Genomic DNA, 19,524 nt, shown 5'->3' on the forward strand with positions numbered 1-19,524 from the left:
AGTTCGTATTAGATGAAGATCGTCTTTGATTCCCAAAAAAATAGATTTCGAGCAAAGCACTCGGGAGTTTTTGCAGAATGTTACAGAAAACCAAAGTGAACTGGTTTACCAGTAGCAGGACAAGCGATGCAAGGATTTTTTCGTATCCGTTCCAGGACTCGGCAAGTACGAACCCCTCTGGGGGTGGGCAAACATTAGGTTACTAGTGATTTTGATTATCGGATAAACGATGGGCTGATGTCAAAATTGCTTTCGGTTCATCGCACGAAATATTGTTATTTTATAAGGAATGCGATATAATGAAACCGGTTATATTCTGGGAAGATTCCCTGGTGTGGAGGAACACCGTATGATTGATAAAGATTTTATAGATCATTTGGAGGAGCAAATCCACCAGACAGTCCAGGACGCCCTGGATCTGAAAGAGACCGTGGTCCGCACAGTGCGGGAAAATGTGGATGCCCATCGAGGTCCGGTCCCGCCCCAAAGACCGGTTCCACCTCGCAGGCCTGCCCCTCCGAAGCCTTATGTATATCCGGGGCGGCCTGTTCCCCGCTCAAATACCCAATTGCGTGTCCGTAGGAACCCGGGAACCTCGATTGCGGGTACCGTCATGGAGATCGTCGGGTTGGCTGGGGCAATCCCAACCGGTCTGGCGTTTGTGATCCTTGCGCTCGCTTCTCTGCTGGCGGGAATGCCCTGGGCCGCGTTTGCGATCTCCAGTGTGGTGCTGGTTCCGCTTTGTGTGGGGTTTACCGTATTGGCTATTTGCGGCGTGCGCAAAGTCCGCCGGAAACGCCGGTTTCAACGGTATCAGGCGCAGTTGAATGGCGATACCTTTTGCTCGCTCGACCTTTTGGCGGCCTCTGTGGGTGAATCAAAATCCTTTGTCATTCGCGATTTGCAGAAGATGATCCGGGACGGCTTGTTCCCGGAAGGGCATATCGATGAGCAGGAGACCTGCTTTATTGCCACGAACGAGACCTATCGGCAGTATCTGCAAGCCCAAGAGAGCGCACGCCGCCGGCAGTTGGAAGAAGAACGGAAAAAGCAACAGCCGGAGGCGGATGAGGCCGGCGAATGTGAGCGGGCGATTGCCGAGGGGCGCGATTATCTCTGGCAGATCCGCGAGGAAAACCGTGCGATTCCGGGAGAAGAATTTTCGCGGAAGCTGTCCCGATTGGAAGAGATCTGCGCGAAGATTTTTGACCATGTGGAGGCCCATCCGCAGAAATTGCCGGATATCCGCAAATTTATGCAGTATTATTTGCCGACCACTTTAAAATTGGTCAAGGCCTATCGCGAGTTTGACGGACAGCCGGTGCAGGGAGAAAATGTCACCAAAGTGAAGGCTGAGATCAGCGATACGTTGGATACGATCAACACCGCCTTTGAGAATCTCCTGGACAGCCTGTTCCAGGATGATGTGATGGATATTTCGACGGATATCTCCGTGTTGGAAACCATGCTCGCGCAGGAGGGCCTGACCGAGGATGCGTTCCGCAAGAAGAAACCGTAAATGAATCGGAGGAAATTGCTATGGACGAGACTTTTCAGGAGCAACCCGTATTGACCTTTGAGCCCTTTGCGGATGAGCCGTCCGCCTCACTGCAAAAGGCAGAACCTGCGCAGGCGCCCACCGAAGCGCCGGTGTTCGACGAGAGCAGCCTGTCGCCGGAAGAGCGCAAAATGGTGGACGATTTTGCCGCAAAGATCGAATTGAGCAATTCCAATATGATCTTGCAATACGGCGCGGGCGCCCAGAAAAAGATGGCGGACTTCTCGGCGGATGCGCTGAACAATGTGCGCACAAAGGATCTCGGCGCGGTCGGGGATATGCTGTCCAGTGTGGTAACGGAGCTGAAAAGCTTTGACGTGGAGGAAGAGGAGAAAGGATTCTTCGGATTCTTTAAACGGGGAGCCAATAAGATGACCGCGTTAAAAGCGAAATACGACAAGGTGGAAGCCAATGTCGAAAAGATTTGCGCGGTTTTGGAGCGCCATCAGGTGCAGTTGCTTAAGGATGTCGCCATGATGGACAAGATGTACGAGATGAACAAGGTCTATTTTAAAGAGCTGTCCATGTACATTTTGGCAGGAAAAAAGAAACTGGCGCAGGTGCAGCAGGAAGAACTCCCCAAGCTCGTGGAAAAGGCTAAGCAGTCTGGCCTGCCGGAGGATGCACAGGCCGCCAACGATCTGAACGCCCTGTGCAACCGCTTCGACAAAAAGCTGCATGACCTGGAGTTGACCCGCATGGTGTCCATCCAGATGGCGCCGGAGATCCGGCTGGTGCAGAGCAACGACACGCAGATGTCGGAAAAGATTCAGTCCACGCTGGTGAATACCATCCCGCTTTGGAAGAGCCAGATGGCCCTGGCCTTGGGGATCGCCCATTCGCAGCAGGCGGCGCAGGTACAGCGCGAGGTTACGGACATGACGAACGAGCTGCTGCGAAAGAATGCCGCGACGCTGAAAATGGCGACCGTGGAGACAGCCAGGGAGACCGAGCGCGGCATCGTGGATATGGAAACCCTGCGCGAAACCAACCAAAATTTGATCTCCACCCTGGACGAAGTGATGCATATACAGGAGGAAGGCCGGCAGAAGCGCCGCGAGGCGGAGGTGGAGCTGGGCCGCTTGGAAAACGAACTCAAACAGAAGCTGCTGGAAATCCGCGGATAATGCGAAAGATAGCAGATCGGCCGCTCCGGTGCATGGACACCGGGCGGCTTTCTGTTTTTCCAATACAAACCATTTGAGAGTCACTGGATTTTTGTGCGGCAGCGTTCTATAATAAGGTAGAACATTTGATTGGAGATGAGCGTATGGAGGGCCCGGATCGTGTGATTCTGCACTGTGACTGCAATGCATTTTACGCATCAGTGGAATGCCTGCTGCATCCGGCTTACCGGGATGTGCCGATGGCGGTCTGTGGGGACCCCGAGAACCGGCACGGGATCATATTGGCAAAAAATGAGCGGGCCAAGCGGTTCGGCGTCCAAACCGCGGAGACCATCTGGCAAGCGCGGCGCAAATGCCCCGACCTGGTGCTCGCCCCGCCGCATCGTGACCAGTATGCCATATATTCCAAGCGGGTCAACGCGATCTATCAGCGCTATACGGATTTGGTGGAGCCCTTCGGCATCGATGAAAGCTGGCTGGACGTCACCGGGAGCCAGAGGCTGTTCGGTTCCGGGCCGGAGATCGCGGACCGCCTGCGCGCCGAGGTCCAGCGGGAGACCGGCCTGACAATTTCGGTTGGGGTTTCCTTCAATAAGATTTTTGCCAAGCTGGGCAGCGACTATAAAAAGCCCGATGCGACCACGGTGATCTCGCGGGAAAATTACAGGGACATTGTGTATCCTCTTTCGGTGAGCGCCCTGCTCTATGTTGGGAAAAGCGCGCGGGAAACCCTGCAAAACATGCGCATCCGCACCATCGGCGACCTGGCCCATGCAGACCGTAAGGCGCTGGTGGCAAGCCTTGGAAAGGCCGGCGGCGAGCTCTACGACTACGCAAACGGGCTTGACAAGAGCCCCGTGAAGAGCATTTATGAGCCGAAAGAGGTCAAGTCGGTGGGAAATGGGCTGACTTTTAAAAGGAACCTGGTCGGGTGGGACGACATCCGGCTCGGCGTTACAGTCCTGGCCGATACCGTCGCAGCGCGTATGCGCCGCAGTGGGGTGAAATGTTATACGGTACAGCTCAATATCCGCAATCCAAGCTTTAAAACCATCTCGCGGCAAAAGCCGCTCGCGGTGCCGACCTTTTTGTCAAAGGAGCTGGCCCGTGCAGCTATGGAGATATTGGCGGATTCGTGGAATCCCAATGCGCCGATCCGCATGTTGACGCTTACCGGGACCAACCTGGTGCCTGCGGATGAAGCGCCGGGGGAACAGCTCAGCCTGTTTGAGCACTCCCGGCAGGAGGAACGCAAAAAGCAGGAAAAGCTGGAGACCACTCTGGACGCCATCCGGGAAAAGTTTGGCAAGGATGCGGTGTCCATCTGCGGGGTGCTGCAAAACGACATCGGCGCGGATTGACTTGCATTCCGGCCAAGGTCTTGCTAAAATGAGGACAAATCAGCGTTCGTCCGGTGTGTTCACCGGACGGATGGAAAGGATCGCGATACCATGCAATACCGTGTGTTTGGAGATACGTATGTTGTGCGCCTGCAAAGGGGCGAGGAGGTGCTCGCCTGCCTGCGGGAGTTATGTGAGAAGGAATCCATCTCGCTGGGGACGGTTTCAGCCATCGGTGCGGTCAACCATGTGGTGGTGGGCGTGTACCGGGTGGATGAACAGAAATATGTTGCCAACACCTTTGACGGCGTGATGGAATTGACCTCCCTGATGGGGAACATCACGGAAAAAGACGGAGAACCCTATCTGCACCTGCACGCCACCTTCGGGGACCTCACCGGAAAGGTGATCGGCGGGCATCTCAACGAGGCGGTGGTCAGCGCCACCTGTGAGCTGTTTGTCCGGAAGGTCGAGGGCCATGTAGGGCGCAGGTTGGACCCGGAGACGGGGCTGAATATCTTTGATTTTTAAGGAGGATCTACCAATGGTCAAGCATATTGTCATGTGGAAATGGAAGGACGAGGTAAAGCAGGACCACCCGGAAGCACTGGTTGCTTCCCTGCAGGAGCGCTTCAAGGCGCTGTTGGGCGTGGTGCCGGGCCTGAAAGAGATTGAATTCGGCGCGAATTACAACGGCGGGGAATATGACATCGCCCTGTACTGCGCGTTTGCGACCAAGGAGGACCAGGACGCCTATCAGACCAATCCGGCGCATCTGGCCGTTGCGGAAATAGTGCGCGCCTCCACCTGCGGACGCGCCTGCGTCGATTACGAAATCGCATAAACGGCGTTGAAAAACCGTTCGCCTGCTTTGTTGGGAAGGATACTTTCCAATGTTTGATAAATATTTGTGAAGAACTTTTTTAGAAATCAAAAAGGGACACCTGGTGTTGCTGTACCAGATGTTCCTTTTTTTCACGGGTATCTAAGCAGATTAGACGCTGTGAAACCCTTTGCCGATGATCTCGCTGGTATTGGAAATGAGGATGAACGCACCGGGCTCCACCTGCTTGATATACTGCCGGAGCTGCACAGCCTGATACCGCTTGAGAACCGTAAAGATAATGTATTTTTTATCATGGGAGAAGGCGCCTTCCGCTTCACAGACGGTGGCGCTGCGGCCAAGCTTATGCACAATGTAGTCGCAGATGGGCTCCGGGCTGCTACAAACCACATTGAAATATTTGCACAGGTTGATGCTCTCAATCACGTTGTCGATCACCAGGGATTTGGAGAACAATCCCAGCATCGAGAACAGGAATGTTTTAATATCGAAAATGAAGAAAGCCGACAGCGTGATCAGCAGGTCGCTCAGCAGGAGTGCGTTGCCGATGTTGACGCTGGTGAATTTCTTTAGGATCATCGCCACGACGTCCGTGCCGCCGCTCGAAGCGCCGATGTTGAACAGAATGGCGGAACCAAGGCCCGGCAGCACAATGGCGAAGATCAGTTCCAGAAGGGGATCGTCCGTCAGAGGCTTGTCCAGTGGCCAGAGATATTCCATCCCCGAAAGCGCCACCGACAGCAGCATACTGGAATAGACAGTGCGTACGCCGAATCCCTTGCCCAAAAAGAGGAATCCTAAGAGCAATAAGACGAGGTTTACAATAAAGTTGACCGTACTGGGGGAGATGGGCATCACCTGGCTGACAACCACTGCCAGGCCGGTCACCCCACCAAACGTGAAATTATTTGGAAACTTGAAGAAATAGATGCCCACAGCCATCAATAGGGTGCTGAGAGTGATGAGTGTATACTCTTTGGCGGCTTTTAGAACAGTTTCTTGGCTTGGCAGAGCGAATTTCATCGCGATCCCTCCGTAAAACGGTGTCGTTTCTTTTATGTTAGAAGAGCAGCAAAATGGTAGTTTTAGCAGTTGCGGCGTTTTGGCCATCCCTTGGAAAAGGTTCGTGATACCGCTTCAGAAATATTGATGGAAAGCCGGACAATGAAAAATCGGTCCGGAGGATTTCTCCGCGCTTCGAGCGCTGTGGGATTCTTATCTTCCGAGGAAAAATTCCCCTTTCTATCTTTATCTTACTATATGGTTCACGTATTTTCAAGAATTCTACGAATGGAAGATAGGGAATCTGCCGATTCGGCTGGCGCGCGGCCGGTATACCTTGAATCAATAGGAAGAATTTGTTATAATACAATCAATTATTGCCGAAAAACAGGGCGAAAAATGCGCCCAAAAGATGGGGATGCGGGTGCCGCCGGCCGCTGCCCGTGCATGGAAACCGGCGGGGAATGGAGTACTTATGGCGAAGGTTACCCTTCTAACGTATACCCCGCAGCCGGAAAAGACGGTCGCGATGGCGGCGAAGCTCTGCTATTCGCCGTCCTCCATCGACCAGATCGGCGAGGGATTGACGGAGGAAAAGACGGCTTCTTTTGTACAGATGTTGGCGGAAATCGGACACGAAAGCCCGATCGAGCACGCCTCGTTTACCTTTGGGATTGAGGGCGTTTCCCGCTCGCTGTTGGCGCAGATCACACGCCACCGCATTGCATCGTTCAGCGTGCAGAGCCAGCGTTATGTCGCGGAGAGCGATTTTGCCTATGTGGTCCCGCCGGAGATCGAGGCAATCCCGGAGGCGAAGGAGGAATTTCTGGCGGCCATGGAAGAGGATCGCCGGCACTATGAGCGCTTGACGGCGCTTTTAATGGAAAAACATCGAAAGGCCCTGCTGGAAGAGGGGAAAAGCGAAAAGGAGGCCGCGCGTGCTGCGGAGAAACGTGCGATTGAAGATGCACGTTTTGTACTGCCGAACGCCTGCGAGACAAAAATGGTCTGCACGTTCAACGCACGGTCGCTCCAAAACTTCTTTGCATTGCGCTGCTGCAACCGTGCGCAGTGGGAGATCCGGGACGTTGCAACACAGATGCTGTTTTTGGTGCGCAAGGTTGCGCCGCATCTCTTTGCAAACGCCGGCCCTGGCTGCCTGCGCGGCATCTGTCCGGAGGGGAAGATGTCCTGCGGAAAGGCAAATGAAGTACGCGCATTCTTCCATTCGGGGGAAGACGCATGAGCGGGAAACTGATTACCTTGGAAGGGCTGGATGGAAGCGGGAAAGCGACGCAGACGGAGTTCCTGTGTAAGGAGCTGGCCGGAAAGGGCGTACGTGTGCGGAAGATTTCATTCCCGGATTATGGGCAGCCCTCTTCCGCATTGGCAAAGATGTATTTGGACGGGAAATTTGGAGAAAATCCGGAGGATGTGTCCGCTTATGCGGCCTCTTCTTTTTATGCGGTGGACCGTTTTGCCAGCTACGCGCAGTTTTGGAAGGAAGACTACCAGAGCGGCGCAGTGATTGTTGCGGACCGTTATTCCACCTCTAACATCGTGTTTCAGATGTCGAAGCTGCCCAGGGACAAATGGGATGCATTCATCCAGTGGGTGCAGGATTACGAATACAACAAACTGGGGCTTCCACAACCGGATTGCACGGTTTATCTGGACATGCCCCCTTCTGTGAGTCAAAAGCTTCTGAGCGGGCGCTATCACGGCGACGAGCGAAAGAAGGATATCCACGAGCGCAATACGGCTTATCTGCGCGCTTGCCGGGAAAGTGCGGCCTACGCTGCAAAAATGCTCGGCTGGCTGGTTATAAATTGCGCAGAGGGCGACAATGCTAAACCTATGGAACAGATTCACAGGGAATTGATGAAAGAATTGGCAGGAGAGATTAACTTATATGTTTAATTGGAAAATTCCAGAAGTTTCGGATCGTGAATGGATGCAGCCGGCGCTTTCCGCGTCCGGCGGAATGGGCAGCGAATTTGCCTTTGGCACCCTATACCTTTGGTCCTGTGCGTATGGCACGCGTGTGTGCCAGCACGACGGGTGGGTGCTGCGGTGTTCCGGGACCGAGGGGAACCGGTTCTATCAGTTGCCGTTGGGACCGGGGGATCTGCGCAGCAAGGTGGAGCTGTTGCTCGCCGACGCAAAGGAAGCCGGATGCAAATTCCGCCTGTGGGGGTTGACCAAACAGGAGACGGAACATCTGGAAGAAGCGATGCCGGGGATGTTCCGGTTCCAATTGGACCGGGATGCGTCGGACTATATCTATGCGTCGCAGGACCTGATCCATCTGGCGGGCCGCAAGTTCCACGGGAAGCGGAACCATCTGGCGCGGTTCCAGCGTTCTTACAATTGGTCCTATGAGGACATTACGCCGGAAAACTATGCGGATTGCAAGAAGATTGCCCATGAATGGTGTGTCCAAAACGGCGGATGCGGCAAGGAGGATGGCACGGACGACGAGACCTGTGCCATCAATATGGCGTTCCGCTCCTTTGAGGAGCTGAAGCTCTCCGGCGGCCTGCTGCGCGTGGACGGCAAACCGGTGGCATTTACCGTTGGCGAGGAGATCAACCCGGAGGTCTACCTCCTTCACTTTGAAAAGGCCCTCAGCGGTTATGAGGGGCTCTATGCCGCCATCAATCACGAATATGCGGCGAACCATCTGGAGAACTACCGTTATATCAATCGGGAAGAGGATTTGGGGATTGAAGGCTTGCGGAAAGCAAAGCTCTCTTACAACCCGGCCATCCTTTTGGAAAAATACTCCGCGACCCTGCTTTCGGAGACGGAGGAAATCACGGAATTGGAACAAGGCGACTGAGTGGAGGCGGTGCGGCGGTGATCGGTTTTGCAAAATGGGAGGACCGTCCGGCTTTGGCGGAACTCTGGCAGGTCTGTTTTGAAGAGGAGCGGCGGTACGCCAATTTCTTTTTCAACAACGCGTTCCGCCCGGAGAACTGCCTGGTCTACCGCGTTGCGGGCCGGCCGGCGGCGATGCTGCATCTGTTGCCGGCGAAGATCGTCTGCGGCGGGAAGCCGGTGCGCATCCACTATGTGTTTGCCTGTGCGACCGCGCCGGAGCACCGTTCCCACGGATACATGAATGCGCTGCTGGCCTATGCCGCGCTGGTGGGTTCCCAGAGGGAGGAGCAGTTTTCCGCGATCCTGCCCGCCAGCCCGGGACTATATGACTATTATGCAAAGTCCGATTACGTCACTTTTTTTGAACGGGACGAATACCGGCTTTCGGCAGAACAGCTGCGGGAAAAGGCGGTTGTTCGGGGAGGACGCAGAGCGTTTACGCCTGCCACGTTGAACCGGATGCGCAGTGCGCTGCTGCGGGATCGGGAAGGGTCCGTCCTTTGGGAGAACGGCGCGTTCTGGTTTGCGGTGGAGGAAAACCGCATTTATGGCGGCAAGCTGGTGTGCGCCGAGGGACCGTCCTATGCGGTGTGCCGGCGGGAACAACCGGATGTCTGTGAGATTACCGAATTCATGAGCGCGCCGGAGCACCTGCCGGCCCTCTTTGCGGCGCTGCTTCAGGAAATGCCTGCCCAGGATTACCGCATCCGGCTTCCGAAGGGAAGCGGCCTTTTTGCAGCGGCGGGCGTGCCCTCCCTTTCGGCTCCAGAACCCGCCTTTTGCGGGATGCTCCGGCCGTTGGACGGCGCTTCTATGGAGCAAATTCACGTTGGAGACCAAAGGCCGTATCTTGGCTTAGGAAAAGACTAAAGATCATCCGCAAGGAAAGGAGCGTTACACAATGATCTATGTATTTTTGGCAAATGGATTTGAAGAAATTGAAGCGCTGGCGACCGTGGATATCCTCCGCCGCGCGGAACTGGATGTCAAAACCGTGGGCGTGGGCGGCAAGGCCGTCACGGGTTCGCATGGAATCCCGGTGACTGCGGATATCGAGGAAAAGGATGTCACGACGGACGACATGGAATTGGTCGTTTTGCCGGGCGGCATGCCGGGCACGCTGAACCTGGAGAAGTCCCCGATTGTGATGGCGTCCGTGCGCTATTGCCTGGATAACAGCATCTATGTGGCGGCCATCTGCGCGGCGCCCTCCATCCTGGGGCATATCGGCGCGCTGAAAGGCTGTACCGCGACGTGTTTCCCGGGGTTTGAAAAAGAATTGGAGGGGGCAAGCCTTTCCTCACAGCCGGTCTGCGTCAGCGGACGCATCATCACCGGCAAGGGCGCAGGGGTAGCGGTGGACTTTGCCCTACGCATTGTGGCGGAGCTCTGCGGCTCGCAGAAATCGGCTGCGATAAAGAAATCCATCCAGTGTCAGAACTGACCCTCCTATAAAGGAAGATCGCATGTATATCAAGAACATCAAGGAACTGAAAAAGAATTTGCGCGCGCGATACCGCCGCTATCGGGAGAAGATGAACGCGGAGCAAAAGATCCGCCTGGACGCCTCGATCCAATGCCGCCTCCTGACGTTGGAGGAATACCTGCATGCAGAAACCCTCTTTATTTATGTCAGCAAGCCCATCGAGGTGGACACTCTGGCGGTGATTAATGCTGCGCTCGCCAATCACAAACGGGTGGCCGTGCCGCGCTGTGTGCCGGATACCTTTGAAATGGAGTTTTATTACATCACCTCCCTGAGCGACCTGGAAAAGGGAACGTTCGGCGTGCTCGAACCCATTGTGGACAAATGCGAGCGCGTGGGGGATTCTTATGGGCGGGCGCTGTGCGTCGTTCCGGGCTTGAGTTTTGATGCACAGGGGTACCGCCTGGGATATGGGAAAGGATATTACGACCGTTACCTTGCGCAGTTCCGCGGGATCACGGTGGGCATATGCTATCTGGGGTGCATCCAATGGAATTTGCCCCATGGGTATTACGACCGGCCCGTCGATATTCTGATCACAGAGAAGTATGTCCGCAGAATTGCGAGGCAGGAGGATACGCCATGAATGACGATAAGCGCAACGAGGAATTGCGCCGGAGGAAAATTGAAAATTTCCGGGTGCAGATTCCCGAGGATTCATTCCCGCAGGAATCAGGCAGATCCCCGCGGGAGGAGCCGCCGGCGATCAATAGTTATAGCCGTCCGGAGAAAAACCACCGAGCGGCGGATGTCCGTATGGCGGAGCGTAAGGCGGCACGGCGGGCGGCAAAGGCCCATAAGAAGCGCAATAAACAAAAGCGTGGCAAGAACAAGCTCTTTTTCCGCCTGGTGTGGCTGATGATGGTGCTGTTCATCGGGGTTGCGCTGGCGCAGTATGCAGTCACCGGTATCAACGATATGTTGGCGATTGGACGCGATGCAGTCAATGTCACGGTTGATATCCCTAAAGGGGCCAGCACTGACCAGATCGCCCAGGTGTTGCAGGAGGCCGGCGTCATCCAGCGCTCAGACTTTTTTAAGCTCTATTCAGCGATGACGAAGGCCGACGGCCATTACAACAACGGTACTTATAAGCTGAACACCAGCATGGATTATGAGGCGATTATCAACAATTTGCAGTCCAATGCCAACCGTGTGGACATCGTCAAGATCACATTCACAGAGGGTATGAACGCGTTGGAGATTGCTCAACTTCTGGAGGAGAACGGCGTTTGCTCCCAGGAGGACGCATTGAACTACATCAACTCCAACGCATTGGATTCGAAGTACGATTTTCTCCAGCAGCTCACCGGCGACCGTTACTATCATATGGAGGGCTACCTCTTCCCGGACACGTATGAGTTTTTCAAGGACGAATCCCCGGAGGATGCGATTTTGAAGCTGGTGAACAACTGCGACCGGAAATTGACCGACGAGATCCGTCAGGAGATCACGGCGAGCGGCATGACCATCGACCAGGTGATGACGCTGGCCTCCATGATCCAAGCTGAGGCCGCGGATGAAGACGATATGTATATGATTTCCTCCGTCTTCCACAACCGTTTGAACAGCGACGGGTCGAATGGGCTCCGCCGCCTGCAATCCGACCCGACCATGTACTATCCGTACCGTACGAGGGATGCTATTCCGGAGGACATCCGGGAGACGTATTCGAGCAAATACAACACGTATGAAATCGAGGGGCTCCCGGCGGGGCCGATTTGCAATCCCGGCTCCAAGGCGATTGACGCGGCCTTACATCCGGCGGATACCAACTACTATTACTTCTGCCACGATGCGGACCGCAATGCGTACTATGCGGAAACCCTGGAGCAGCATCAGCAGAATCTACAGAAGGCGGGGTTGCGATGAGCGATATCAGAGACAACCGGCCGGAGCTGTTGGCGCCGGCCGGGGATATGGAATGCCTGCGTGCGGCGCTGGACTTCGGGGCGGATGCGGTTTATCTGGCGGGCCAGATGTTTGGCATGCGCACGGCGCCCTCCAATTTTACCCGTGAAGAGCTGCAAACAGCGGTCGCCCTGGCGCATGCGCGCGGGGTACGGGTGTATGTAACCTGCAACACGGTGCCGCGCAACAAGGAGATCGACCTGCTCCCGGACTATCTTGCATTTTTGCAGGAGGCGGGAGTGGATGCTCTGATCGTCACCGATTTAGGGGTGATCGACCTCGCCAAGCGCTATGCGCCGAAGGTGGAATTGCATGTCTCCACCCAGGCCGGCATCACCAATTACGCGGCGGCGAACGCCTTTTACCAGCTCGGCGCCAAGCGCGTGGTGCTGGCGCGCGAAACGACCATGGAGGAGATCGCGGAGATCCGGGCGAAAACGCCGAAGGATCTGGAAATCGAGGCGTTTGTGCATGGCGCGATGTGCATGTCGTTCTCGGGGCGGTGCTTACTGTCCAACTATATGGCGGGCCGTGATGCCAATCGGGGCGCCTGCGCGCAGCCGTGCCGGTGGAAGTATGCGTTGGTCGAGGAAAAGCGCCCCGGCCAATATATGCCCATCTACCAGGAGGGGGAGGGTTCCTATATCCTGAACTCCAAAGACATGTGCATGGTGCGCCATCTGCCGGAGCTGCTCCGGGCGGGGGTTACCAGCCTAAAGATCGAGGGACGTGCAAAGTCGTCGTATTACGTGGCGGTGACGACGAACGCCTACCGCTGGGCGCTGGACGAGCTGAAGCAGCATCCGGACATCCCTGTTTCGCCTTGGATTGTGGAAGAGCTGGATAAGATCAGCCACAGGCCCTATAGCACGGGCTTTTATCTCGGCGGCGAGCCGGGCCAGGAGACCGTCCAGGGCGGGTATGTGCGCAATTACGAGGTGATCGCCGTCTGCGAGGACTACCACGACGGCATTGCAATTTTATCACAGAGGAACCGCTTTTTCCGCGGGGAGACGGCGGACGTGTTGGAGGTCGGGGAACAGCCCTTCGACCTGCCGCTGGACGAACTGTTCGATCAGGACGGGCAGCCGATCGAGTCCGCGCCGCATGCGACCATGACAGTCCTGTTAAAAACAGAACGGCCGCTCAAACGCGGGGCGATCCTGCGGCACCGCCGCACAGAGGATTCCTAAGAGTAAGAGGAGGCAATCCATTTGGAAGCTGTACAGACCACTCCAACGCAGAAGGTGCGCTACGATTGGGTGGACGCGCTGAAATTTCTTGGTATTTCGTCCATCTATGTCGGCCATATGGGGGAAGCGGCCGGCGCGCTGTATCCGTTTACGTTTCAGTACTGTGTGGCCTTGTTCTTCTTGGCGTCGGGCTTTTTCGCCCCACACACCGAACAGCAGACCTTTTGGCCGTTTCTCAAGAAGAAGTTTTGCGCCATCGTATTGCCGTACTTTGCGTTCAGCGCCATCAACGTGGTGGTGAATGTGCTCACCTGGGGTTGTTCATTTACCGAATTTGTAGACCTGGTGGTTGCGGTCTTCATGGGCGTGCGGACAAAGACAGCGGCGGCGGCCCTGTGGTTCCTTCCGTGCCTGTTCGTGATTTCGATTGGGCACTACCTGCTGAAGAAACTCCTGCGGTGGGAATGGCTGATGGTCTTGGTGGGCCTCGGCTTTTACGTGGCCACGGAGATCGGCATTCCCTACCGGCCGGTGGGGGAGCCGCGCATGTTCTTCGGCATCGACAGCGCGATGTGCTATATCCTCTACTATGCTTTGGGCGCGGCGCTTTTTCCCTATTTGAAGGACTTCCATTTTCGTTCGTTGAAGCCGTGGGCAAAGGCGCTCTTTTGGGCTGTGACGCTGGCGTGTGCATTTGTCGCATGTGTGGTTTATTTTAAGGGGCCGTCGTTCCCGATTGACGCGCTGCCGTTCGAACTGCCAAGGGCTATCAGTGTGTTTTATTCCGCTGGCTTGGCGCTATCGCTTGTCTTCCTGAATTTTATCGGGGCAAAACTGCTCGCGCATGTGCACGCATTTACGGAAATCGGCCGCAATACGCTGATTCTGTGCGGCACGGAAAATATTATGAAGGAGATTCTCGCGGCTTTGGTCTCCCTGACCGGGTTGAAGCTGGAAATCTCCTCCCATTTTGCCGCTTTCGTCTATGCATTTTTCATTCTGTATCTTTCCAGCCGGACGGTAATCCCGCTGATCCGGGATCATTCCAAAATCCTTTCCGGGACACTCCGGTTCGGGGAATCCTGATGGTTTAAATGTCCTCTTGCCAGGCCATACTGACAAGAGGACATTTTCTATTTGATGGAGAGGAGGAGCGGTATGGAGCGGATCTGTAAACGGACCATCGCCTTTTTCCTGCTTCTGATGCTGGGGATGCTGGTCGCGGTTTTGAGCGTTTTCACAGTGGCCAGCGGGACCACCCTTGCCCAGACCGCCGACCAGCAGCGGAGCTACCGGCTGGAGGTGGCACAGACGCGCGGGACGATTTACGACTGCAAGATGCGCAGCTTCACAGGGCAGCAGACCGAATACGCGGCGGCGATCGTGCCCACCATTGAGGATGCGGCGGCCCTGAGCCGTATCCTAACCCAGCAGGAGATGGCGGACATATACCCATCCCTGACTGCGGGGAAACCGTTCGCCCTGCGGGTAAAGGATTCCTTTACTGCGGAGGGGGCGGATGTCTTTCCTGTGGAAAAGCGGTATACGGACGAGCAGTCCGCCGTGCATGTGATCGGCTACCTGGACGGCGCGGGGGTGGGCGTCTCCGGGATCGAAAAGCTCTTTGACCAACAGCTCTCCCAGGGGCAGGGGGAGATCAGCGTCACGTATCAGGTGGACGCGACCAACCGGGTGCTCGCCGGCGAGGAAAAGACCATCAACGACACCTCCTTCCTCAGCCGCCGTGGGGTGGTTTTGACGCTCGACCAGGAGATTCAAACCATTGCGGAACAGGCGGCCAAAAAGCACCTCAAAAAGGGCGCTGTGGTGGTGACGGAGATCCCCACATGCAAAATCCGCGCCATTGTGAGCCTACCGGATTTTAACCCGAACGATGTGGCCTCCGTGTTGGAGGACGAGGACGCCCCCTTGCTGAACCGCGCGCTGTCCGCCTACAGCGTGGGATCGGTCTTTAAGCTGGTTTCCGCGGCGTCCGCCCTGGAATACGGCATCCCTCCGGAGACGCGCTACACCTGCACAGGCGGCATTCAGGTTTCCGATGGGATCTTCCATTGCTATAACGGGGAAAGCCACGGCGAGGAGGACATGAGCCGCGCGATTGCCCAGTCGTGCAACACCTACTTTGTGCATGTGATGCAGCAGGTGCCGCAGGCGCAATTCCTGCTGATGGCGCAAAATCTCGGCTTTGGCAGCAGCGTGGAAATCGCGCCGGGCTTTTCGTCTGCGGCGGGCGACCTCCCCACACTGGATAGCCTGAACATCCCGAAGGCCTTGGCCAATTTCTCCTTTGGGCAGGGCGATTTGACCGCTACCCCGGTGCAGATTGCGGGCATGGTCAATGCGATCGCCAGCGGCGGGGAATATACCGCCCCGACGATCTACGAAGGGTTTGTCAACGAAAACCTGCAATATCTGGACCGGGCCAAGACACCGGCGACGCGGCGCGTGATGACGGAACACACGGCGTCCCTGCTGCGGTCGTTTATGGAAGAATCGGTCAAAGAAGGGACCAGCGAAAAATTTGCACCTGCCTCCGGCGGTGCGGGTGCAAAGACGGCCACTGCGCAGACGGGAAAATACGAGGACGGCGTGGAAAAGGTCATCTCCTGGGTGGCGGGGTATTATCCCCAGGAGGAGCCGCGCTACGTCATCACCGTGATGGGCGAGGATGGAACGGGCGGCGGGGCCACCTGTGGCCCGGTGTTTAAGGAGATCGCGGACGCGCTGCCGCTGGAATAGCAGAAATCGGGCAGGAAGGCTACCTTTTGCCGGGATGGATTCTTGACATTCCGGCTGTGGACGTTTATAATCAATCTGTAATAAAAAACAGGCGATGACGGGCCGATGCCCCTGTCTGCACGGCAAAAGAGAGGGTCTCCAGGGGAGGAATCTTCCTGGCTGAAAGGGACCTGCCGGAAGCGGCGTGCGGCAAGCCAGCCCCCAGCCCCGCGGCGAGGAACCGCGGCGTTTCCCGCGTTATAGGGATAAGAGCGGCGCCGTTTGGCGCAATTTGGGTGGTACCACGGGTTTTCCCGTCCCATGTGGACGGGGAAGCTCTATTTTTTTGTAGAGGATGGGAGTTTCAAACATGCAGTGGACAGGACTTAATGAGTTGCGCGAAAAATTTTTATCCTTCTTTGAGAGCAAAGGGCATATGCGCCTTCCCAGCTTTTCGCTGATTCCGAAGGACGACAACAGCTTGCTCCTCATCAACTCCGGCATGGCGCCGATGAAGAAGTATTTTACCGGCGAGGTTACGCCGCCGAGCAAGCGCGTCACCACATGCCAGAAGTGCATCCGCACGCCGGACATCGAGCGCGTGGGCATCACGGCGCGCCACGGCACCTTCTTTGAGATGCTGGGCAATTTCTCGTTTGGCGATTATTTTAAGCATGAGGCGACGGCCTGGGCGTGGGAATTCTGCACCAAGGTGTTGGAGTTGCCGGTGGACAAGCTTTGGGTGACGATCTACCAGGATGACGACGAGGCGTTTGACATCTGGACGAAAGAAGTCGGCGTTGCGCCGGAGCGCATTGTGCGCATGGGCAAGGAGGACAACTTCTGGGAGCACGGTTCCGGCCCCTGCGGTCCCTGCTCGGAAATCTATTTTGACCGCGGGGAAAAGTACGGCTGCGGCAAGCCGGATTGCGGCGTGGGCTGCGAGTGCGACCGCTATGTCGAATTTTGGAACGTGGTGTTCTCCCAGTTTGACAGCGACGGCAAGGGCAACTATCCGCCGATGGAGCATCCGAACATCGATACGGGCATGGGTCTGGAGCGCCTGGCCTGCATCATGCAGGGCGTGGACAACCTCTTCCTGGTGGACACCGTGCAAAACATCATGAAGCATATCTGCCGGATTGCCGGCATTCAGTACGGTGAGGACGAGAAAAAGGACATTTCGCTGCGCGTGATTACCGACCATATCCGCAGCACCACCTTTATGATCGGCGACGGCGTCATGCCTTCCAACGAAGGGCGCGGCTACGTATTGCGCCGCCTGCTCCGCCGTGCGGCACGCCATGGCCGTCTGTTGGGAATCAACCACACCTTCCTGGCGGACGTCGCGAACACGGTGATCGACGAGAACAAGAATGCCTATCCGGAGCTCGACGAGAAGCGTGCGATGATTACAAAGCTGATCCATGTGGAAGAGGAGAGCTTTGCCAAGACGATTGACCAGGGAATCCAGATGTTGAACAGCCTGATCGACAAGGACTTCAATGCCTGCCTGTCCGGTGAGGATGCATTCCGTTTGAACGATACCTATGGCTTCCCGCTCGACCTCACCAAGGAGATCGTTGCGGAGCGCGGGATGACGGTCGACGAAGAGCGCTTCCACCAGCTCATGCAGGAGCAGCGCGAGCGCGCCCGCAATGCCCGGAAAAACGCCGGTGCGGACGCTTGGGCGGGCGAAAACGACGTCCTGGCGGATGTGCCGCCGACAGAGTTCCTGGGGTATGAGAAATCCCAGACCGAGGCGACGGTGCTGGCAATCCTGAAGGACGGGGAGCGCGTCGATCATGCAACGGCGGGCGACGAAATCGCCCTGGTATTGGACCGCACGACCTTCTATGCGGAGAGCGGCGGCCAGGTGGGAGACGTCGGCCCGATTTCCTCTGCGGACGCGCTGATTGCCATTGACAATACCACCAAGAACCATGCGAAGAACTTTATCCACCACGGCGTCATCAACGCCGGGACCATTTCGGTCGGCGACCGGGTCCAGACCGAGGGTGATCCGGAGAACCACCGCGCCATCATGCGCAACCACACAGCGGCACACCTGTTGCAGGCGGCGCTGCGCACCGTGCTGGGCGACCATGTAGAGCAGGCTGGCCAGCTGGTGGATGAAAAATATGTGCGCTTCGACTTTACCCATTTTGCCGCTCTCACACCGGAGGAACTCCATCGCGTGGAGACGATCGTCAACGGGGTGATCCTCAGCGGTACGCCGGTCGAATGCCGTGAGATGCCGATTGAAGAGGCCAAGAAGCTGGGCGCAATGGCGCTGTTTGGCGAAAAGTACGGCTCCATTGTCCGGGTTGTCTCCGTAGGGGATTTCTCCAAAGAGTTCTGCGGCGGCACCCATGTAGATAATACGGGCAAAATCGGCCTGTTTAAAATCCTCTCGGAGAGCTCTGTAGCGGCCGGCGTGCGCCGTATCGAGGCGGTCACCGGGTTGAATGCGTTGCAGTATTTGAACGATACGCTCGCCCAGCTCGGCGCGGTTGCTTCCGCCCTGAAGGTGACGTCCGTTTCCGGTTTGGCACAGCGTGCGGAGCAGATGACCGCGGAGCTGAAGGAGAAGGACCGCGAGATTGAATCGCTCAACGCAAAGATGGCCGATATGCGCATCAACGGCCTGTTCGAGGGCGCGAAGGACATCAACGGTGTCCGCGTGATTACAGCGCTCTTCTCCGCGACTCCGTCCAATGCACTGCGCACCATGTGCGATAAGATCCGCGACAACGCGCCAAACGTGGTGGCAGTGTTGGCTGCCACGCAGGACGGCAAGGCGAATATTGCCGTAGCGGTGGGCAAGGAAGCGCAGCAAAAGGGCCTCAATGCGGGCAAGATCGTGCGCGAGGTCGCCAAGGTTGCCGGGGGCAACGGCGGCGGCAAGGCGGAGTTCGCCATGGCGGGCGCCAAGGACCTCACCAAGCTGGACGAGGCGCTTGCAGCCGCAGAGGGCGTTGTCAGCGGGATGATGCAGTAATTTCTTGCGGGGGCTTTCCCCGTATGGTATAATGGTTCCGTTAAAAATCGCATAAAACGTCTTTTTGGATCAAAAGACGGCGAAAGGAGGAAAAATCGTTGGATTGCGTTTTTTGTAAAATTGCGGCGGGCGAGATCCCGAGCAAAAAAGCCTATGAGGACGACCGCATCCTGGCGTTCTACGACCTGGATCCCCAGGCGCCTGTACATATTTTGCTGATCCCGAAGGAGCACATCGAGTCGGCAGCGGACATTACAGAAGAAAACAGCGCGATTGTGGCGCATATCTTTGCGGTGGCGGCAAAACTCGCCAAGGAATTGGACCTTGTGCAGGGATGGCGCGTTGTGACCAACGTGGGCAAGGACGGCGGCCAAACCGTGATGCATATGCATTTCCACCTGTTGGGTGGGCGCTCTATGGCATGGCCTCCGGGCTGATGG

General features: G+C 56.4%; 18 protein-coding genes. 17 read left to right on the top strand and 1 reads right to left on the bottom strand.

Annotated features, from left to right (window positions below):
• Nucleotides 1-349 precede the first annotated feature (349 nt).
• From I2G69_RS01155 to I2G69_RS01175, 5 genes are all read left to right on the top strand, one after another.
• On the top strand, nucleotides 350-1,519 hold the full coding sequence (locus tag I2G69_RS01155) for a 5-bromo-4-chloroindolyl phosphate hydrolysis family protein (protein WP_195560055.1): 1,170 nt from the start codon (nucleotides 350-352) through the stop codon (nucleotides 1,517-1,519).
• 20 nt (nucleotides 1,520-1,539) lie between these two features.
• A complete protein-coding gene (locus I2G69_RS01160; protein WP_195560056.1) occupies nucleotides 1,540-2,685 on the top strand; it encodes a toxic anion resistance protein in 1,146 nt (381 codons plus the stop codon).
• Between the two features lie 143 nt (nucleotides 2,686-2,828).
• Nucleotides 2,829-4,046: a DNA polymerase IV gene (dinB, locus tag I2G69_RS01165; RefSeq protein ID WP_191441869.1), complete on the top strand. Its 1,218-nt coding sequence runs from the start codon at nucleotides 2,829-2,831 to the stop codon at nucleotides 4,044-4,046.
• 90 nt (nucleotides 4,047-4,136) lie between these two features.
• A complete protein-coding gene (locus tag I2G69_RS01170) occupies nucleotides 4,137-4,556 on the top strand; it encodes a PPC domain-containing DNA-binding protein (RefSeq protein ID WP_087230221.1) in 420 nt (139 codons plus the stop codon).
• Nucleotides 4,557-4,569: 13 nt separating this feature from the next.
• Nucleotides 4,570-4,869: a Dabb family protein gene (locus I2G69_RS01175; RefSeq protein WP_191362259.1), complete on the top strand. Its 300-nt coding sequence runs from the start codon at nucleotides 4,570-4,572 to the stop codon at nucleotides 4,867-4,869.
• A gap of 150 nt (nucleotides 4,870-5,019) precedes the next feature.
• Here I2G69_RS01175 and I2G69_RS01180 read toward each other — a convergent pair whose 3' ends face one another.
• Nucleotides 5,020-5,892, bottom strand: coding sequence for a YitT family protein (locus I2G69_RS01180; protein ID WP_195560057.1), 873 nt, complete (start codon nucleotides 5,890-5,892; stop codon nucleotides 5,020-5,022).
• A gap of 454 nt (nucleotides 5,893-6,346) precedes the next feature.
• Between I2G69_RS01180 and thyX the strand changes: the two genes are divergently transcribed.
• The 12 genes from thyX to I2G69_RS01240 all read left to right on the top strand — a co-directional run bounded on the left by thyX (nucleotide 6,347) and on the right by I2G69_RS01240 (nucleotide 19,521).
• Nucleotides 6,347-7,117 carry an FAD-dependent thymidylate synthase gene (gene thyX / locus I2G69_RS01185; protein WP_191362258.1) on the top strand — a complete coding sequence of 257 codons (771 nt, stop codon included), beginning with the start codon at nucleotides 6,347-6,349 and terminating at the stop codon, nucleotides 7,115-7,117.
• Complete coding sequence (locus I2G69_RS01190; RefSeq protein ID WP_195560058.1) at nucleotides 7,114-7,791, top strand: dTMP kinase; 678 nt, start codon at nucleotides 7,114-7,116, stop codon at nucleotides 7,789-7,791. Before thyX ends, I2G69_RS01190 begins: the two co-directional genes overlap by 4 nt.
• A complete protein-coding gene (locus I2G69_RS01195) occupies nucleotides 7,784-8,713 on the top strand; it encodes a DUF2156 domain-containing protein (protein WP_087230236.1) in 930 nt (309 codons plus the stop codon). Before I2G69_RS01190 ends, I2G69_RS01195 begins: the two co-directional genes overlap by 8 nt.
• Nucleotides 8,714-8,730: 17 nt before the next feature.
• A complete protein-coding gene (locus I2G69_RS01200; protein ID WP_195560059.1) occupies nucleotides 8,731-9,624 on the top strand; it encodes a GNAT family N-acetyltransferase in 894 nt (297 codons plus the stop codon).
• Between the two features lie 31 nt (nucleotides 9,625-9,655).
• Nucleotides 9,656-10,198 carry a DJ-1 family glyoxalase III gene (locus tag I2G69_RS01205; RefSeq protein WP_195560060.1) on the top strand — a complete coding sequence of 181 codons (543 nt, stop codon included), beginning with the start codon at nucleotides 9,656-9,658 and terminating at the stop codon, nucleotides 10,196-10,198.
• 22 nt (nucleotides 10,199-10,220) lie between these two features.
• On the top strand, nucleotides 10,221-10,826 hold the full coding sequence (locus tag I2G69_RS01210) for a 5-formyltetrahydrofolate cyclo-ligase (RefSeq protein WP_087230244.1): 606 nt from the start codon (nucleotides 10,221-10,223) through the stop codon (nucleotides 10,824-10,826).
• A complete protein-coding gene (mltG, locus tag I2G69_RS01215) occupies nucleotides 10,823-12,112 on the top strand; it encodes an endolytic transglycosylase MltG (protein ID WP_191395242.1) in 1,290 nt (429 codons plus the stop codon). Before I2G69_RS01210 ends, mltG begins: the two co-directional genes overlap by 4 nt.
• Nucleotides 12,109-13,344: a peptidase U32 family protein gene (locus I2G69_RS01220; protein WP_195560061.1), complete on the top strand. Its 1,236-nt coding sequence runs from the start codon at nucleotides 12,109-12,111 to the stop codon at nucleotides 13,342-13,344. The genes mltG and I2G69_RS01220 overlap by 4 nt, the downstream gene beginning before the upstream one ends.
• A gap of 21 nt (nucleotides 13,345-13,365) precedes the next feature.
• Nucleotides 13,366-14,430: an acyltransferase family protein gene (locus tag I2G69_RS01225; RefSeq protein WP_195560062.1), complete on the top strand. Its 1,065-nt coding sequence runs from the start codon at nucleotides 13,366-13,368 to the stop codon at nucleotides 14,428-14,430.
• A gap of 72 nt (nucleotides 14,431-14,502) precedes the next feature.
• Nucleotides 14,503-16,104 carry a peptidoglycan D,D-transpeptidase FtsI family protein gene (locus I2G69_RS01230; RefSeq protein WP_207740514.1) on the top strand — a complete coding sequence of 534 codons (1,602 nt, stop codon included), beginning with the start codon at nucleotides 14,503-14,505 and terminating at the stop codon, nucleotides 16,102-16,104.
• Nucleotides 16,105-16,453: 349 nt separating this feature from the next.
• A complete protein-coding gene (alaS, locus tag I2G69_RS01235) occupies nucleotides 16,454-19,084 on the top strand; it encodes an alanine--tRNA ligase (RefSeq protein WP_195560063.1) in 2,631 nt (876 codons plus the stop codon).
• Nucleotides 19,085-19,182: 98 nt separating this feature from the next.
• Entirely contained in the window at nucleotides 19,183-19,521 is a 339-nt protein-coding gene (locus I2G69_RS01240) for a histidine triad nucleotide-binding protein (protein ID WP_191362252.1), read from the top strand.
• The last annotated feature ends 3 nt before the right edge of the window (nucleotides 19,522-19,524 follow it).

The sequence above is a fragment of the Anaeromassilibacillus sp. D41t1_190614_C2 genome, from assembly GCF_015558525.1.
Taxonomy (GTDB): Bacteria; Bacillota; Clostridia; order Oscillospirales; family Acutalibacteraceae; genus Anaeromassilibacillus; species Anaeromassilibacillus stercoravium.

Coding starts and splice junctions, on each gene's coding strand:
- I2G69_RS01155 (WP_195560055.1), top strand. CDS start 350: ATGATTGATAAAGATTTTATAGATCATTTGGAGGAGCAAATCCACCAG.
- I2G69_RS01160 (WP_195560056.1), top strand. CDS start 1,540: ATGGACGAGACTTTTCAGGAGCAACCCGTATTGACCTTTGAGCCCTTT.
- dinB (WP_191441869.1), top strand. CDS start 2,829: ATGGAGGGCCCGGATCGTGTGATTCTGCACTGTGACTGCAATGCATTT.
- I2G69_RS01170 (WP_087230221.1), top strand. CDS start 4,137: ATGCAATACCGTGTGTTTGGAGATACGTATGTTGTGCGCCTGCAAAGG.
- I2G69_RS01175 (WP_191362259.1), top strand. CDS start 4,570: ATGGTCAAGCATATTGTCATGTGGAAATGGAAGGACGAGGTAAAGCAG.
- I2G69_RS01180 (WP_195560057.1), bottom strand. CDS start 5,892: ATGAAATTCGCTCTGCCAAGCCAAGAAACTGTTCTAAAAGCCGCCAAA.
- thyX (WP_191362258.1), top strand. CDS start 6,347: ATGGCGAAGGTTACCCTTCTAACGTATACCCCGCAGCCGGAAAAGACG.
- I2G69_RS01190 (WP_195560058.1), top strand. CDS start 7,114: ATGAGCGGGAAACTGATTACCTTGGAAGGGCTGGATGGAAGCGGGAAA.
- I2G69_RS01195 (WP_087230236.1), top strand. CDS start 7,784: ATGTTTAATTGGAAAATTCCAGAAGTTTCGGATCGTGAATGGATGCAG.
- I2G69_RS01205 (WP_195560060.1), top strand. CDS start 9,656: ATGATCTATGTATTTTTGGCAAATGGATTTGAAGAAATTGAAGCGCTG.
- I2G69_RS01210 (WP_087230244.1), top strand. CDS start 10,221: ATGTATATCAAGAACATCAAGGAACTGAAAAAGAATTTGCGCGCGCGA.
- mltG (WP_191395242.1), top strand. CDS start 10,823: ATGAATGACGATAAGCGCAACGAGGAATTGCGCCGGAGGAAAATTGAA.
- I2G69_RS01220 (WP_195560061.1), top strand. CDS start 12,109: ATGAGCGATATCAGAGACAACCGGCCGGAGCTGTTGGCGCCGGCCGGG.
- I2G69_RS01230 (WP_207740514.1), top strand. CDS start 14,503: ATGGAGCGGATCTGTAAACGGACCATCGCCTTTTTCCTGCTTCTGATG.
- alaS (WP_195560063.1), top strand. CDS start 16,454: ATGCAGTGGACAGGACTTAATGAGTTGCGCGAAAAATTTTTATCCTTC.